Source organism: Cryobacterium sp. M23 (genome assembly GCF_002929655.1).
Taxonomy (GTDB): Bacteria; Actinomycetota; Actinomycetes; order Actinomycetales; family Microbacteriaceae; genus Cryobacterium; species Cryobacterium sandaracinum.
The window spans coordinates 119,196-135,872 of the sequence record NZ_PJJV01000080.1 but is presented as its reverse complement, the minus strand read 5'-3'; the positions used below and the strand labels follow the sequence as shown (position 1 = coordinate 135,872).

The window sequence follows — 16,677 nt, the reverse complement described above, 5'->3', positions numbered from 1 at the left end:
CCGTGGATCTGATTTCACGGGCGCCGGACTTCTCGGCCCTGAATCTCACAGGCCCTGGACGGTCCAGATCTGCCACATGCGGTAGACCATCACGGCGACGCCCAGCCCGGCGACGCCCAAGATGACCGTGCTCCAGCGGCTACGTTCGATCAGCGCCCAGGCTGCGGCGGCCACGGGCACAAGAATTGCGCTGATCAGGTAGGTGTAGAACTCGAGCAGGCTGCCGGTCGCGGTGTTGCCCGTGAGCGGGGCGACGATCGCGACGACGAGTTGCACGATCAGCAGCAGCTCCACGAGCGCGGTGGCACCCATGGTGAGGTCGCTGGGTTTGCGCCCGGCCAGGCCGAGAGCGATGCAGAGCAGGCCGGCGAGGGTGGCCATGGCCAACTGGAGCCACATGAACCACTCGATCATGCGGTGGCCTTCGGGGCTGCCGCGGTTTGCGGGGCATCGGCGACCTGATCGGGCGGGAAGTTGAGCAGGGATTTGGCGTGGTCGCCGCGGTACTCGACCAGGCCGACCAGCCGGCCGTCCGGCGCGACCGCGGCCACCGGGCCGACCGGCACCGCCGTGCCGGCTTCGGCGTCGATGCCGACTGCGCCGTCCACCGCGATGCGCTTGCCGTGTCCGAGGTCGATGGCCTGCTGCTCTGTCAGGTCGAGGCGTCCCAGGATGCGCGTGGCGGCATCCGTCGGGCCGATCAGTCCGGCAGCGACGTCGAGCTCGGCGAGCGGCTGGGCCATGTCGATGCCGAACGGGCCGATCCGGGTTCGGCGCAAGCTGGTGAGGTGGCCGCCGACATCGAGGGCGGCGCCGAGGTCGCGGGCCAGCGCCCGGATGTACGTGCCGGAGGAGCACTCCACCCGCACCTCGAGGTCGAGGAAGCCGTCGGCCGGGGTCAGGGAGAGCATCTCGAACGCGCTCACGGTGACGGGGCGGGCCGGCAAGTCCACTTCCTCGCCGGCGCGCACCCGGGCGTAGGCGCGCTTGCCGTCGATCTTGATGGCGCTGACGGAGCTGGGCTGCTGCGCGATGGCGCCGGTGAGGGCGCCGATTCCGGCCGCGACAGCTTCCGGCGTGACGGCGGCCACGGCGTCGACGGATGCCCGCGCCAGCTCTTCACCCTCGGCGTCGTCGGTCGTCGTCGACGCACCCAGTCGAATTGTCGCCAGGTATTCCTTGTCGAGGCCGACGACGTACGTCAGCAGGCGGGTGGAACTGTTGATGCCGAGGATCAGCAGGCCGGTGGCCATCGGGTCCAGCGTGCCGGCATGGCCGACCTTGCGGGTGCCGGCCAGGCGGCGGGTGCGGGCGACGGCGTCGTGGCTGGTCCAGCCTTGGGGCTTGTCGACCAGGAGGAGTCCGCTGACGGTGGCGCCGACCTTCATCGACCGCTGCCCGGGCGTCCGTTCGACTGTCGGTTCGCTGGCTGGCCCGCCGGATGCTTCGTTCATTCTTGACATGGTATCCGGCCCCGGCCCGGCGCTGACCCATCGGGCGCGACCTAGGCTGGGGGGATGAATATTGCGGTGATCGGAGCCGGTGCCCTCGGCGGCACGTTCGCGACCCTGCTCGCCCGGGCCGGTCATACGGTGACCGTGACGGCGCGCGGACCGGCGCTGGCGGCCATCCGGGCCGAGGGGATTTCACTGACCGGGGCCTTCGGAACCGTACGCCAGCATCCGCTCGTGCTCGAACGTCTGGCCCGGACCCCGCAGCTGACGCTCGTCTGCACCAAGGCCCAGAATGCGGCTGCGGCCATCGGCGAGAACGCCCGGGTGATCGATGGCTCCCCCGTGATCGTCGTGCAGAACGGCCTCGACGGGGTGATCACCGCGGGCTCTCTGCTGCCCCGCTCGGACTGCTTCGGCGCCCTGTCGATCATCGCGGCGAATTACGCGGCACCCGGCCAGGTGACGATCACAACCGCCGCGCCCACCTATCTGGGCCGGGGAACCGGCGCCGCGGATGCCGCCACGCTCGCCTGGCGAGACGTGCTCGCCGGCGCCGTGCCCACCGTCGCCCTCGACAACTTCGTCGGCGCCCAGTGGACCAAACTCGTCGTCAACATGCTCAACGCACTACCCGCGATCACCGGGATGAGCGTTCAGAATGTCATCGACCACGCCGGGCTGCGCCGCGTGATGACCGAGAGCATGCGCGAGACCGTGGGGGTGGGGATGAAGCGCGGGGTGCGTTTCGGCAGCCTGCAGGGGCTCGGCGACCGGCCGTTGAGAGCCTTCTCGCGGCTGCCGCCGGCCCTCGGCCAGGTGCTGCCGCTGAGGCTGAAGGCCCGCATGGGCGACGTGCCGAACCTGGGTTCGACGCAGCAGAGCCTGAAGCGCGGGCAGCTCACCGAGGTCGACTTTCTCAACGGCGCGGTGGTGCGGGAAGCCGCCCTGGCCGGCGTGCGGGCGCCCGTGAACGAGCTGCTGACCACTCTCGTGCACGAGGTCGAGGCACGCGGGGTGCCGCTGGCCCCGTACGACGTGCTCGAGCGGTTCGCGGCGCTCCGCCACTGACCGTCGCGACCCGTGACCCGAGACCCCGATCAGCAGCTGTCGAGGAACACACGGCGCGGGTCGGCCGGGTTGCTCACGTCGACGATGGCCGTGGCCCGGCTGCGCGGACGCACCTCGCCGCGATACAGCCGGTCGGCGACCTCGTGTTCGGTGACCGTGCCGGTATCCTCGGCACCGCCTGGTCCGAAGCGCACCGCGTCCGCCTCCGTCTCCACCAGAACGCTGTACGACCACACGTCGCGCAACTCCTTGCGGTTCAGGTACTCGCCGTCGAGAATCAGCGTGGCGTCGGACGGCCCGGTCAGCCAGGTGGGCTGGATCCAGGCATCCCGGTCGGCGTCGAACGCCCGGGTGACGAAACCGGTGCTGCTACCCAGCCGGAACGGGTCGAGCAACACGCGCCGCAGCAGCGAGAAGTCGTACAGGTGGCGCAGCAGCCGCTCGGGAGATTCCGGGCCGAAGCGCTCCTGCTCCGCGCGCGACCGCCGGAAATCGCGCAGGGAGGCTGAGAACACCGGATGCTCCCGCTCATCGAACACGGCGGCCAGGTCGTCGGCGAAAGCGGCGCGCTCCGCGGCATCCGTGCCGTCGATGGCGACGACCGTGCGACCGAGACCGTAGACGCCAAGGATTTCGGTCGCGAGTTCCCGCAGGAACTCGATCCGGGGAGTGGAGGCAAGCTTCATCTTTCGAGCCTAGATTAGAACGGTGAATGCCACGCTCACGCTCACGCTTGCTCCTGCAGCCGGCTCCCCTGCCCTCAGCCTCGCCATCAACGCCTGGTTCCGGGACAATGCTCGCGACCTGCCCTGGCGCCGGCACGGCTTCGGCGCCTGGGGCGTGCTGGTGAGCGAGTTCATGCTGCAGCAGACCCCGGTGAACCGGGTGATTCCCCGGCTCGCGGAGTGGCTCGAGCGCTGGCCGACCCCGGGTGACCTCGCGGCGGTCCCGCCCGGCGAGGCGCTGCGGGCCTGGGCAAACCTGGGCTACCCTCGCCGCGCTCTGTGGCTCCACGCGGCCGCGGTGGAGATCACCGAGCGGCACGATGGGGTGGTCCCCGCCGACGTCGAGGCCTTGCTGGCCCTCAGCGGGATCGGCGACTACACGGCCAGGGCGGTCGCCGCGTTCGCCTACGGCCTGCGGCATCCGGTCGTCGACACCAACACCCGGCGCGTCATCGCGCGCGCCGTGGCCGGCCAGGCCGAACCGGCCCCACCCAACCGCACCCGCGACCTTGACGCCATGAGCGCGCTGCTCCCACTTCCCGTGAGCGACGCCGCCGTATTCAACGCCGGCATGATGGAGCTGGGCGCCGTGGTCTGCACCGCCAGGATCCCCCGGTGCGATGACTGCCCCATCCGCGCCGCCTGCGCCTGGCGCCTGGCGGACTACCCGCCCTATTCCGGCCCGCGCAAAGCCGTGCAGAAGAAGTTCGAGGGCAGCGACCGAAAGGTGCGCGGCTTGATCATGGCCGAGCTTCGCGCCACCCGGCACCCGGTGACGGATGCCGAGATCACCGACCTGTGGGCCGACTCACCCCAGCGTGACCGGGCTTTGGCGGGCTTGCTGTCCGACGGCCTCGCCATTGCCACCGCGCCCGGCGAGTACACCCTGCCGCAGGAATAAGCCCCTTCGCGCGCGAAAAAAGCCGAACCGGCCCGCACACCGCTGACGGATGATGCGGGCCGGCACGGCCGACCGGTCACTGACCGGCAGGTGTTGCTTCCTTACTTCTGCAAATGCGACCCGGCGGGAACTTCGGCGGAAACTTCGGCGTGTTGGCCGCCCCCGGGCTGCGCCTCGTCGTCTTCCTCGTCGTCTTCCTCGTCGTCTTCCTCGTCGTCTTCCTCGTCGTCGCCTTCGTCTTCGCCTTCGTCTTCGTCTTCGGCGTATTCGCGCGGCTTGACGTAGGGGTCCTCGTCGCCGGCATACTTCGCCGTGCGAGCCTGCTCCTCAACCTGCGTGTCGCGCTCGCGCGCCTCACGCAGCAGGTCGTCGATCAGGGCCGCATTCTCCGGGATGGCGTCCGCGATGAATTCGAGCGACGGCGTCAGCCGGGCGGTGATGTTCTTACCGACCTCGCTCCTCAGCATGCCGGTGGCCGCCTTGAGCGCTGTCGCGCTGTCGGCTCGTTCCTCCGCCGAACCGTAGACCGTGTAGAACACCGAGGCGTGCTGCAGGTCACCGGTCACCTTCACGTCGGTGATGGTCACGAAACCGAGCCTGGGATCGCGGAGTCCGCGTTCGATGCGCTTGGCCACGATGACCTTGATGCGGTCGGCCATTTTCCTGGCGCGTGCCGGATCTGCCATGGTCTAACTCCTATTGTCGAAAAATTACCGAAGGTGCGGGCCCCGCCGCGTCCGAGTTCAGGAACCCCGGCGAAACCCACACCCATCATCCGTACGTCCTTAGACCCGCGGCTTTTCCTTCATTTCGATCGTCTCGATTTCGTCACCGATCTGGATGTCGTTGAACTTGCCCAGGCCGATACCACACTCGAAGTCCGTACGGACCTCGGTGACATCGTCCTTGAACCGGCGCAGTGACTCGATGCCCAGGTTGTCTCCCACGACGACACCGTTGCGGATTACCCGCGCCTTGGCGTTTCTCGTGATGACGCCCGACCGTACGATGACGCCGGCGACGTTTCCGAACTTGGAGGAGCTGAACACCTCGCGGATCTCGGCAACACCACTCTGCACCTCTTCGAACTCGGGCTTGAGCATTCCCTTGAGGGAGTTCTCGATGTCCTCGAGTGCGTTGTAGATGACCGAGTAAAAGCGCACATCCACGCCTTCACGGGCTGCGCGTTCGCGTGCCTTCGTGTCGGGGCGCACGTTGAAGCCGATGATGATGGCGTTGTCGACGGTGGCGAGGTTGACGTCGCTTTCCGTGACCGCACCGACTCCGCGGTGGATGATGCGCAGCTGGACCGAATCGTCGACCTCGATCTTGAGCAGCGACTCTTCCAGGGCTTCAACAGCACCGGAAACGTCACCCTTGATGATGAGGTTGAGTGATTCGACCTTGCCCTCTTCGAGTGCACGGGTGAAGTCTTCGAGGCTGATCCGCTTGCGGGCCTTGGCCAGCAGGGCGTTGCGCTCGGCGGCTTCGCGCTTCTCGGCGATCTGACGAGCCGTGCGGTCTTCCTGAATCACCAGGAAGGTGTCGCCTGCACGCGGCACGCTGGAGAGGCCCTGAACCTGGACGGCACGGGACGGGGTTGCGGCGAGCACGGGCACGCCGTTCTCGTCTGCCATCGCACGAACGCGGCCGTAGGCCGTGCCCGCCACGATGGAGTCCCCGACGTTCAGAGTTCCCGACTGGATGAGCACGGTCGCGACGGCGCCACGACCCTTGTCGAGGCGAGCCTCGATGGCCACGCCGCGAGCGTCCTTGTCCGGGTTGGCCCGCATGTCGAGACCGGCGTCAGCGGTGAGGAGCACGGCGTTCAGGACTTCCTGGATGCCGGTGCCCTGCTTCGCCGACACGTCGACGAACATGACGTCTCCACCGTATTCTTCGGCGACGAGACCGAACTCGGTGAGCTGCTGGCGCACCTTCTGCGGGTTGGCGCCGGGCTTGTCGATCTTGTTGACTGCAACCACGATCGGCACGTTGGCGGCCTGGGCGTGGTTGAGCGCCTCAATCGTCTGCGGCATGATGCCGTCGTCCGCCGCGACCACGAGGATCGCAATGTCCGTCACCTGGGCACCACGGGCACGCATGGCGGTGAACGCCTCATGGCCCGGTGTGTCGATGAAGGTGATGGCGCGTTCAATGCTTTCGTGTTCGGTGATGACCTGGTAGGCACCGATGTGCTGCGTGATTCCGCCGGCTTCGCCCGCGGCCACCTTCGCGTTGCGAATGGCGTCCAGGAGCGCGGTCTTGCCGTGGTCGACGTGACCCATGACGGTGACGACGGGGGGACGGGCGACAAGCTCGTCATCCGTCTCGTCTTCCAGCTCCTGGTCGATGTCGATGTCGAAGGCGAGCAGCAGCTCGCGGTCTTCGTCGTCCGGAGAGACCATCTGGATCTTGTAACCGAGCTCGGAGCCGAGAACGTCGAACGTGGCCTCGTCGAGCGACTCGGTTGCCGTGGCCATCTCACCGAGGTGGAACAGAACCGTGACCAGGTTTCCGGGGCTCGCGTCGATCTTGTCGGCGAAGTCCGTGATGGACGCACCGCGGCGCAGACGCACCACGGTTCCGCCATCGCCGCGGGGTACGCTCACGCCACCCAGCGACGGAGCCTCGCGCAGCTCAAACTCTGCTCTCTTCGTCCGCTTGGACTTGCGGGCCTTGTTCTTGCCGCCACCGCGACCGAACGCGCCAGCGGTTCCGCCGCCGGGGCCGCGACCGCGACCTCCGGCGCCGCCACCACCGGCAGGACGGGGCGGGCCGAAGCCGGGGGCTCCGGCCGGGGCGCCACCAGGACGCTGGAAGCCGGGGCGTGCGCCGCCGGCACCACCCGGAGCGCCACCGGGACGCTGGAACGCACCCGGACGCTGACCGAAACCAGTCGGGCGCGGGGCCTGCCCGGGTCCACCCGGACGAGGTGCACCGGGGCGCGGGGCCGCGGGGCGCGGAATGTTACTGGGCGAAGACGTGGACGGCGGGCGCTGGCCCATGCCCTGCGCGCTCGCAAACGGGTTGTTGCCGGGACGCGGACTCGGGGTCTTGCCCATGCCTTGGTTGCTGGCGAACGGATTGTTGCCCGGACGAGCCGCCGGCGGCTTCGGCACGGACGCACCGGGCTTGGCTGCGCCCGAAGCGCCACCCGCGGTCTTGGCGACCGGGGCATCCGTCGCGGTCACGGTCTCGGTGACGATCGCGGCAGCCGCAGCCTTCGCGGCAGCCGCAGCCTTCTCGGCAGCCTGAGCCTGACGCTCGGCGACTGTGAGCGGGGCAGTCGGCATCGGCGGGGCGTCCGCGGCGGGAGCAACCGCTGCGGGGACCTCGACGACGGGACGTACGCCCGGCTTGACGGCCAACTTGGCCGGGGACGGACGTGCGCCGCCCGGCTTCGCGGGGGTTGTCGCGGCGACGGGGGTGGCGCCGGCTGGGGCTGTAGCAGTGGCGGCGGGAGCCGCGGTGCTGGAGCCATCGGCCGCCAGGGCGGCGCGCAGACGGCGCGCTACCGGGGGTTCAACGCTACTGGACGGGCCCTTGACGAACTCGCCCATCTCTTTCAATTTAGCAAGGGCAACCTTGCTGTCGACGCCGAGCTCGCTAGCGATCTCGTGTACGCGTGGTTTCGCAGCCACAATTCTCCTGTTCCGGGTCTGCACCCGGAAAGGGGCAGACCGTTAGTAACGGACGGGTCTCATTTCGAGCCGCTCATTAGTTATCCATAAGCCTGTTCAGCCTGTTCTCTAGTTGATTCGCGTCCATTGAACTGGTCACGCGAAGGGCACGCCCGAAAGCGTGTCGCCGCAGTGCGTCCTGGAAGCACGCGGTAGTGGGATGCAGCCACGCACCTCGCCCAGGCAGAGTGGCGGTTTCATCCACCACGAGTTCCGATTCTCGGGCTACAACCCTCAGAAGTGAGGATCGCGGAGCGCGCAAACGGCATCCAATGCACGTTCTAACGGGATTCATCGTACCCCCTATTCCGTGTCCTCCAGAATGCTGTCCGGCTGAATGTCGATTTTCGCACCCGTGAGCTTGGCCGCGAGGCGCGCATTCTGACCTTCCTTGCCGATCGCCAGCGACAGCTGGTAGTCGGGAACGAGGGCTCGAACGGCCTTGATCGATTCGTCGATCACGTAGGAACTGGTGACCTTGGCCGGCGACAGTGCGCTGGCGACGAAGGTGGCCAGGTCTGGCGAGTAGTCGACGATGTCGATCTTCTCGTTGTTGAGCTCCACGGTGACGGCGCGCACGCGCTGGCCGAGTTCGCCGATGCAGGCGCCCTTGGCATTGACGCCGGGCTCCGTGGCGCGAACGGCCATTTTGGTGCGGTGACCAGCCTCACGGGCAAGCGAGACGATTTCGACGACGCCGCTGGCGATCTCCGGCACCTCGAGGGCGAAGAGGCGACGCACCAGCGAAGGGTGCGTGCGGGACACCGTGATCTGCGGGCCTTTGAGGCCCTTGCCGACGGCAGTGACATAGACGCGAATGCGCTGTCCGTGCACGTAGCTCTCGCTCGGCACCTGCTCTTCGGGCGGCAGGATCGCCTCGATCGTGCCCAAGTCGACGTGGATCATGCGCGGGTTCGGACCCTGCTGGATGATCCCGGCGACGATCTCACCCTCGCGGCCCTTGAATTCACCGAGCACAGCGTCATCGGCCAGGTCGCGCAGACGCTGGTTGATGACCTGCTTGGCCGCGAAGGCCGCGATGCGACCGAAGTCGGTGGGGTTGCCGACGGCTTCGCCGACGACGTTGCCCTCTTCGTCGTGTTCGGGCACAAAAATGTCGACGTGGCCGGTCTTGCGGTCGAGGACGACGCGCGCTTCCGGCTCTTCCTCGACGACCTGCTTCGTGGAGACTTCACCCTGGTGGGTGTGCTTCACGTAGGCCGTCAGAATTGCTTGCTCAATGATCCGCACGAGTTCCTCGAAGGGAATCTCTTTCTCGCGCTCCAACTGCCGCAACACGCTGAGGTCGATGTCCATGGCCGGCCTCCTCTATTCAGATCTTGCCGCCGCGAAACTGCGCAGCGGGCTCGTCCTAGATTAGCCGAATCCCAGGACGCCCGTCACCCGACCCAGGCCCGTCCCGCGCCGAAACTGCCTTCCCCTCGGCCCGAGCGCGGCGCTACGCTGGGCGGATGGCCGCCGATTCCGTATCCGACAACGCTCACCACGCTGCACGCACCGTCGAGGGCAGCCGCACCTTCCAACTTCTGGCCCGCGCCGGTTATGCGGTGAACGGCCTGCTTCACGTCATGATCGGCGCCATCGCAATCAGCGTGGCAACGGGCGCCGGTGGCGAGTCGGCAGACCAGTCTGGCGCGCTCGGGCAGCTGGCCCAAACCCCCGGCGGCGTGTTCGTGCTCTGGACGGTGGTTCTCGGCCTGGCCTCGCTCGGCCTCTGGTATCTGGTACAGGTGTTCCTTGAACCCGCCCAAGATCCGAAACGCAAGTGGGCCCACCGCGCCGTCCTGATCGGCAAGGGTGTCGTCTTCCTGTTCATCGCGTGGACGGCGTTCACGTTCGCCCGCGGAGCCTCGGCAAGCTCGTCGGAAACAGCCAGCGACTCGACCGCGAGACTGCTGTCGATTCCCGGGGGCGTCGTGCTGCTCTTCGTCGCCGGCCTGGCCGTGGTCGTGATCGGCGGCGTCTTCATTCACCGCGGCGCCAGCCATGGCTTCACCGACAGCATCACGGTGCCCGGCGGCCCGGCCGGCACGGTGGTCGTCATCCTCGGAACCGTGGGCTACATAGCGGAGGGCATCGCGCTGGCCGCCGTGGGCATCCTCTTCACCGTGGCGGCTTTCACGCTCGACCCGGAGAAGGCCACCGGCATGGACGGTGCGCTGAAGTCACTCGTGGCGCTGCCGTTCGGGGTGGCGATCCTGGTGCTGGTCGGCGCCGGGGTGATCGCTTATGGCGTGTACTGCTTCGCCCAGGCGCGGCTCGCCCGCCTCTGAACCTTCAGCCGGGCCGGGCGCTCAGGCGAAGCTGGCGGCCAGTTCGGCAATGGCCACCTGGGTGCGCTCACCGGTGCGACGGTCCCAGAGTTCCACGATGCCGTCGGCGGCGCCACGGCCCACGATGACGATGACGGGGATGCCGATCAGTTCCGCGTCGCCGAACTTGACGCCCGGCGACACCTTGCGGCGGTCGTCGTAGAGCACGTCGCGCTGGGTGCCCTCCAGCATGGCGACAACGGTTTCGGCAGTCTCGAAGACCACATCGTCCCGGCCGGTGGCGATCACGTGCACGTCGAACGGCGCGACCGTCTCGGGCCAGATCAGGCCCTTCGGGTCGTTGTTGAGTTCGGCGATGGTGGCGAGGATGCGGGTGACGCCGATGCCGTAGGAACCCATCGTGACCGTGACGAGCTTGCCGTTCTCGTCGAGAACCTTCAGGCCGAGCGCCTCAGCGTACTTTCGGCCGAGTTGGAAAACGTGGCCGATCTCCATGCCGCGGGCCAGCTCCACCGGGCCGGAGCCGTCGGGCGCGGGATCGCCGACGCGAACCTCGGCGGCCTCGATGGTGCCGCCCAGCGCGAAATCCCGGCCGGCGACGAGACCGAAGACGTGGCGGCCGGGCTCGTTCGCGCCCGTGATCCACTCGGTGCCCTCCACCACGCGCGGGTCAACCAGAAAACGGATGCCGGTGGTCGACTTCTCACCGAACACCGCTCCGTTCGCGCTCCAGGGTCCGATATAGCCCTTGACCAGCCCGGGGAACTTGGCAAAGTCCGTTTCGTTCGCGGCCTCGACCTCGGCGGGGGTGACGGCCACCTCGAAGCGCTTGAGGTCCACCTCGCGGTCGCCGGGGAGGCCGATCACGAGGAGTTCACGGGTGCCGTCGGGTTGGATGAGCGCGAGGACGACGTTCTTGAGGGTGTCCGCGGCGGTCCAGGCGCGGCCGTCGGGACGCGGATGATCGCTGTTGGCCCGATCCACCAGGGTCTGGATGGTGGGGGTGCCCGGGGTGTCGAAGACCTCGGCGGCGGGGAAGCCAGCCCAGTCGATCGATGGCGGGACGACCGTGCGGAACGCCTCGATGTTGGCCGCGTAGCCGCCGGCCGAGCGTACGAAGGTGTCTTCGCCGACCGGGGTCGGGTGCAGGAACTCTTCGCTCTTGGAGCCGCCCATTGCGCCGGCATCCGCCTGAACGATGACGTACTCGAGGCCGAGCCGGGTGAAGATGCGCTCGTAGGCGTCGCGCTGAGCCTGGTAGCTCGTGTCGAGGCCGGCATCCGTGTAGTCGAAGGAGTAGGCATCCTTCATCGTGAATTCGCGGCCGCGCAGCAGCCCGCCGCGGGACCGGGCCTCGTCGCGGTACTTGTCCTGGATCTGGAAGATCGACAGGGGCAGGTCCTTGTAGGAACTGTAGAGGTCCTTCACGAGGAGTGTGAAGACCTCTTCGTGGGTGGGGGCGAGGAGCAAGTCGCTGCCCTTGCGGTCCGTGAGCCGGAAGAGGCCGTCGCCGTATTCGTCCCAGCGGCCCGTGATCTCGTAGGGTTCCCGCGGCAGCAGGGCCGGGAAGTGCACCTCGAAGGCGCCGGCCGCGGCCATCTCCTCGCGCACGATCGTCTCGATCTTGGCCTTGACGCGCAGACCGATCGGCAGCCACGCGAAGATTCCGGGGGCCTGGCGGCGGATGTAACCGGCGCGCACCAGCAGGCGGTGGCTGGTGACCTCGGCGTCCGAGGGGTCTTCGCGGAGGGTACGGAGGAAGTAGTTGGACATACGAATAGGCACTCACCCACTTTACGGCGCGCGGACAGACGTCGCGGCGCACCCGGTGGACGCCGGCACCTGTTCCGCGGTCCGCCGGATTCCACAACCTGCGCCGCGAACCGTCTTGACCGAGGTGCCGCTAGCGGCGGTCGCGCCAGCGGCGGTCGCGCTCGCCGAGACCTGGCGACCCGACGTGCAGACGCTCCCGCCCCGGGCATCCGTTGCGGCCGGTCGCTAACCTCGGAGATTTTCGCAACACGCCGCACAATACGGCGCCAAAACCGGTGTGTCTCAAAAATCTCCGCGTTTACGTGACAACGGATGCCCATGACGAGTGTGCGCGGCTGGCCCAGCGACGCACCGCGACGCCGAATGACCGCACGTTCCGGCCGACGAGTCCTTCCCATCAGAGCCCCGGCAGCTTCCCTCTCCCGAACGAATTCGACGGAGGTTCTGCCGGAATCGGCCCTAGAGCCCGCGAAAAGTCCCCATTACGTGAANAGCCCCGCCGCGAGAGCATGCAGCTCCGCGACCGCCCGAGCCGCCGCGGACAGGCCGTGCGCGGCATCCGCTTCGGGGTGTTTCAGGAGGTTGGTCACAAATCCGAGTTTACCTCATTGTGAACAAATAAACCATGCTAGCCTAGAAAAAGCTAAAGATTTATCGTAGTTATATACGCCTTCTAATGGAGCCCCGCCCGGAGCCCCGCCCGGAGCCCAGCCCGGACCCGTATCGATGAGGGATCGTTTGGAGGACCACCTCAACGCTGACTTCGGGCAGGTGGGCTACCGATGATCCAGCGCAGCGGTGCCGGATACCGAGAACGACGGAGACCTCAGCCGGTCAGGGCCTTGTGGATCCGCTGGAGGGACACGGGCTCCGCGGCCTTCAGTTCCTGGGCGAAGAGGCTGATCCGAAGTTCCTCGATCAGCCAGCGCGCACGCACCAGGTTGGCGGCCGCGTTTGCCTGCAGGGGGATCGTGCCGCCGGCATCCTCGAACCGGCCCGTGGCTGCCTGGCTCTCGTTCATCCAGACCCGGTCGCGGCTCGGATTGTCGCTGAGCTTCACGATGCGCGCGGTGATGCCGCCGAGGTATCGCGGCAAGTGCCGCAGCTGCACGAGTCCCGTGGCGCTCACGAAACCGGGGTAGACGAGCCCGGCCAGCTGCGCGCGGGCATCCGTCAGGGCCGGGAGCAGGGCCATGCTGGTGGACGCCTTGAGCGCCTTGTCGGCGGCGCGCGCGGCGGCGAGGATGCGGGCGACGAGGCCCACCGTATCGAACATGGAATCCATCACGACGCCGGACACCCGGTCGCGGATGGTGTCGAACTCGGCGTGCATGAACACCTGGCCGCCGGGCTTCACCCGGAACAGCACGTCGTCGACGCTCGCCGCGAGGCAGTCGTCGAACAGCGCCTGGGTGGTGCGATACGGGCTGGTGGCCAGGCTGAGCTTCTCTGCCCCGGTGAGGTGCTGCTGCACGTAGGCCACCGGGGAGGGCGTGGCGAGCAGCAGCAGGCGACGCACGCCATCGGGCAGGGTGCGGGCCTGCTCGGCCTCCGTGCTCATCATGCGGATCGCCACCGACGCACCCTCGTCGACGAGGGTCGGGTAGCCGCGGATGGTGTTGTCACCCTGCCTGGTGTCGAGGAACCGGGGCAGCTCCGGGAAATCCCAGGTGGTGAGTCCGGTGCGCTCGATCGCATTGGTGGGGGTGGCAGCGGATGCCGCGGCCACGCTCTCGCGGGCCTGGGTGCCGAGCCGGCGCTGCAGTTCCAGCAGGTCCTTGCCGGAGGCGCTCGGGCGACCGCGTTCGTCCACGACACGGAACGTCATGTGAAGGTGGGCCGGAACCCGGACCAGCTCGAAGTCGTTCGCCTTCACGGACACGTAGGTGAGCTTCTGGATCAGGGCGGCGAGCGTCTCGGTGAAGGGGACATCGTCGCGGTCGAACATGGACCCGCGGGTGGCTTCGCCCAGGCCCGACACCCCGACCGAGACCTCGCCCGGCGCCGGCGGCAACTCGTTCAGCAGTCGCTTGGCCCAGTCTCCCGCCGGCACCACGTTGCGACGGATGCTCTTGGGCAGCGACTTGATCAGTGCGGTCACCAGGTCGGCGCGGAGGCCCGGTACCTGCCAGTCGAAGCCGGTGGGAGAGAGCCTCGCGAGCAGGGCCAGCGGGATCTGCACGGTCACGCCGTCGTCGTCCGCGCCGGGCTCGAACCGGTAGCTGAGCGCGAACTTCTGGTCGCCCTGGCGCCAGATCGGCGGGAACACGGCCTCGTCGATCTCCGGCGCGTCCTCGGGCACCAGTGCCTCGGCGGTCATCGTGAGCAGATCGGGCGTCTTGGTGCGCGCCTGGCGCCACCAGGTTTCGAACGTGCGCGATGAGCATACGTCGGCGGGAATGCGTTTCTGGTAGAACTCGAACACGACCTCGTCGTCGAACAGGATGTCCCGGCGCCGCGTGCGCTCCTCGAGTTCGGCGAGTTCCTTGCGCAGGCTCGTGTTCGCCCGGTCGAAGGCCGTGACGCGCTGGTCGATTCGGTCAAGGTCCCATTCACCCTCGACGAGCGCGTGCCGGATGAATAGGTCGCGAGCGTACGCCGGGTCGACCCGGGAAAACTGGATCCGGCGGCGCGGCACGATCGGCACCCCGTACAGGGTGACCCGCTCGTAGGCGACGACCGCGCCCTGCTTCTTCTCCCAGTGCGGCTCGGAGTAGCTGCGCTTGCAGAGGTCGCCGGCGAGCGGCTCGGCCCACGCGGGGTCGACGACCGCGTTCATCCGGGCGAACAGGCGGCTGGTCTCGACCAGTTCCGCGCTCATCACGGCGTTCGGCTGCTTCTTCGCGAGCGCCGAGCCCGGGAAGATCACGAAACGCTGCTGGCGCGCGCCGATGTAGTCCTTCTTGGCGGTGTCCTTGAGACCGATGTGGGAAAGCAGACCGGCGAGGAGCGAGCGGTGGATCCCATCGGGATTCACGCTGGGATCCCCGATGTGGAGACCGAGCGGCTTGGCCATCTGGCGCAACTGCTTGTACACGTCCTGCCATTCGCGCACGCGCAGATAGTTGAGGAACTCGTTCTTGCAGAGGCGTCGGAAGGCGCTGGAACCGAGCTCCTTCTGCTGCGTCTCGAGGTAGTTCCAGAGGTTCAGCAGGCTCAGGAAGTCGCTCGTCGGGTCGGTGAACCGGGCGTGCTGCTGGTCGGCCTGCGCGCGGCGCTCGAGGGGCCGTTCGCGCGGGTCCTGGATGGTGAGCCCGGAGACGATCACCATCACCTCGCGGCTCACCGCCTGCGTCTTCGACTCGATCACCATTCGCCCGAACCGAGGATCGATGGGCAGCTGCGCCAGCTGCCGGCCGATGCGGGTCAGTGTGGAGATGCCGGGCTTGGAGATGCCGGATTTGTGGCCGGCGGTGAGCGCAGCCACCGCGCCGAGCTCGGCGAGCAGGTCGAGGCCGTCCTTGATGCCGCGCGAGTCGGGCGGGGTGAGGAACGGGAATGCGGCGATGTCGCCGAGGCCCAGCGAGATCATCTGCAGGATGACCGCGGCGAGGTTCGTGCGCAGCACCTCCGGCTCGGTGTACTCGGGCCGGCGCGCGAAGTCCTCCTCCGAATAGAGGCGGATGGCGATACCGTCGCTGGTGCGGCCGCTTCGGCCCGAGCGCTGGTTCGCGGAGGCCTGCGAGATGGCCTCGATCGGCAGCCGCTGCACCTTCGAGCGCACGCTGTACCGGCTGATCCGGGCGGTCCCGGCGTCGATGACGTAGCGGATGCCCGGCACGGTCAGGCTGGTCTCCGCCACGTTCGTCGCCAGCACGATGCGGCGTCGCACGCCGGCGACCTTCGACGGCTGGAACACCTTGTGCTGGTCGGCGGAGGAGAGCCGCCCGTACAGCGGCAGGATCTCGGTGGGGCTGGTGCGCCCCGAGGAGGCGTACTTGCCCTGCAGGGCGTCCGCGGCGTCCCGAATCTCGGTCTCACCGCTGAGGAAGACCAGAACGTCGCCGCTGGACTCCCGTTCGAGCTCATCGAGCGCGGCGGAGATTCCCTCGATGTAGTCCCTGTCCACCGTGGGCGCGGCATCCGTCGTGTCGTCGTCGTCGCCGTCCATCACCTCGACGACCAGCGGCCGGTAGCGGATCTCCACCGGGTAGGTGCGCCCGGAGACCTCGATGATCGGGGCCGGCGTGCCGTCGGGCGTGGCGAAATGCTCGGCGAAGCTCTGCGGGTCGATCGTCGCGGAGGTGATGATGAGCTTGAGGTCGGGGCGCTGCGGCAGCAGCTGACGCAGGTAGCCGAGCAGGAAGTCGATGTTGAGGCTGCGCTCGTGCGCCTCGTCGATGATGATCGTGTCGTACTTCCGCAGCAGACGGTCGCGGTGCATCTCGTTGAGCAGGATGCCGTCGGTCATCAGCTTGATGCGGGTGTCCGGGCCGACCTGGTCGGTGAACCGCACCTGGTAGCCGACCGTCTGGCCGACTTCCTGTCCGAGTTCCTCGGCGATGCGTTCAGCGATCGTGCGCGCGGCGAGACGGCGGGGTTGCGTGTGGCCGATGTTCTCCCGGCCCAGCTCGAGGCAGATCTTCGGCAGCTGCGTGGTCTTGCCGGAACCCGTCGCGCCGGCGACGATGACCACCTGGTTGTCACGGATGGCGCGCGCGATGTCCTCCCGGCGCTGGCTGACCGGAAGCTCGGGCGGGAAGGTGACTTCGACGGGGATCATGAGCTTTCCATCGTATGACCTCGCGGTGAACGACGGATGCTGCCCGGGTTCGCCTG

At 68.0% G+C, this 16,677-nt stretch carries 12 protein-coding genes; 3 read left to right on the top strand and 9 right to left on the bottom strand.

The features are described from left to right. Positions 1 to 45: 45 nt before the first annotated feature. Positions 46 to 414 carry a hypothetical protein gene (locus CXY82_RS14460; RefSeq protein WP_104171535.1) on the bottom strand — a complete coding sequence of 123 codons (369 nt, stop codon included), beginning with the start codon at positions 412 to 414 and terminating at the stop codon, positions 46 to 48. Beyond that, complete coding sequence (gene truB, locus CXY82_RS14455; RefSeq protein ID WP_104171553.1) at positions 411 to 1,388, bottom strand: tRNA pseudouridine(55) synthase TruB; 978 nt, start codon at positions 1,386 to 1,388, stop codon at positions 411 to 413. The genes CXY82_RS14460 and truB overlap by 4 nt, the downstream gene beginning before the upstream one ends. Positions 1,389 to 1,517: 129 nt before the next feature. On the opposite strand from truB, the gene CXY82_RS14450 reads away from it, so the two are divergent. Then, complete coding sequence (locus tag CXY82_RS14450) at positions 1,518 to 2,522, top strand: ketopantoate reductase family protein (protein WP_104171534.1); 1,005 nt, start codon at positions 1,518 to 1,520, stop codon at positions 2,520 to 2,522. A 29-nt stretch (positions 2,523 to 2,551) separates the two neighbouring features. On the opposite strand, the gene CXY82_RS14445 is transcribed toward CXY82_RS14450, so the two are convergent. Further along, a complete protein-coding gene (locus CXY82_RS14445; protein ID WP_104171533.1) occupies positions 2,552 to 3,208 on the bottom strand; it encodes a hypothetical protein in 657 nt (218 codons plus the stop codon). A gap of 85 nt (positions 3,209 to 3,293) precedes the next feature. On the opposite strand from CXY82_RS14445, the gene CXY82_RS14440 reads away from it, so the two are divergent. Continuing rightward, the gene (locus CXY82_RS14440) at positions 3,294 to 4,148 is read left to right on the top strand and encodes an A/G-specific adenine glycosylase (RefSeq protein WP_199180983.1); all 855 of its coding nucleotides are present in this window, start codon (positions 3,294 to 3,296) and stop codon (positions 4,146 to 4,148) included. Positions 4,149 to 4,249: 101 nt separating this feature from the next. Here CXY82_RS14440 and rbfA read toward each other — a convergent pair whose 3' ends face one another. The 4 genes from rbfA to nusA form a co-directional block, all read right to left on the bottom strand. Continuing rightward, complete coding sequence (gene rbfA, locus CXY82_RS14435) at positions 4,250 to 4,834, bottom strand: 30S ribosome-binding factor RbfA (RefSeq protein WP_104171532.1); 585 nt, start codon at positions 4,832 to 4,834, stop codon at positions 4,250 to 4,252. Between the two features lie 99 nt (positions 4,835 to 4,933). Then, the gene (gene infB, locus CXY82_RS14430; protein WP_104171531.1) at positions 4,934 to 7,792 is read right to left on the bottom strand and encodes a translation initiation factor IF-2; all 2,859 of its coding nucleotides are present in this window, start codon (positions 7,790 to 7,792) and stop codon (positions 4,934 to 4,936) included. 76 nt (positions 7,793 to 7,868) lie between these two features. Beyond that, positions 7,869 to 8,126: a YlxR family protein gene (locus CXY82_RS14425; RefSeq protein WP_104171530.1), complete on the bottom strand. Its 258-nt coding sequence runs from the start codon at positions 8,124 to 8,126 to the stop codon at positions 7,869 to 7,871. An 8-nt stretch (positions 8,127 to 8,134) separates the two neighbouring features. Continuing rightward, positions 8,135 to 9,148: a transcription termination factor NusA gene (nusA, locus tag CXY82_RS14420; protein WP_104171529.1), complete on the bottom strand. Its 1,014-nt coding sequence runs from the start codon at positions 9,146 to 9,148 to the stop codon at positions 8,135 to 8,137. Positions 9,149 to 9,303: 155 nt separating this feature from the next. On the opposite strand from nusA, the gene CXY82_RS14415 reads away from it, so the two are divergent. Then, on the top strand, positions 9,304 to 10,125 hold the full coding sequence (locus tag CXY82_RS14415; protein WP_104171528.1) for a DUF1206 domain-containing protein: 822 nt from the start codon (positions 9,304 to 9,306) through the stop codon (positions 10,123 to 10,125). Positions 10,126 to 10,146: 21 nt separating this feature from the next. On the opposite strand, the gene CXY82_RS14410 is transcribed toward CXY82_RS14415, so the two are convergent. Together CXY82_RS14410 and hrpA are read right to left on the bottom strand one after the other, a co-directional pair. Beyond that, positions 10,147 to 11,898, bottom strand: a complete 1,752-nt coding sequence (locus CXY82_RS14410) for a proline--tRNA ligase (protein WP_104171527.1) — start codon at positions 11,896 to 11,898, stop codon at positions 10,147 to 10,149. 826 nt (positions 11,899 to 12,724) lie between these two features. Continuing rightward, a complete protein-coding gene (gene hrpA / locus CXY82_RS14405; RefSeq protein ID WP_104171526.1) occupies positions 12,725 to 16,621 on the bottom strand; it encodes an ATP-dependent RNA helicase HrpA in 3,897 nt (1,298 codons plus the stop codon). Between the last annotated feature and the right edge of the window lie 56 nt (positions 16,622 to 16,677).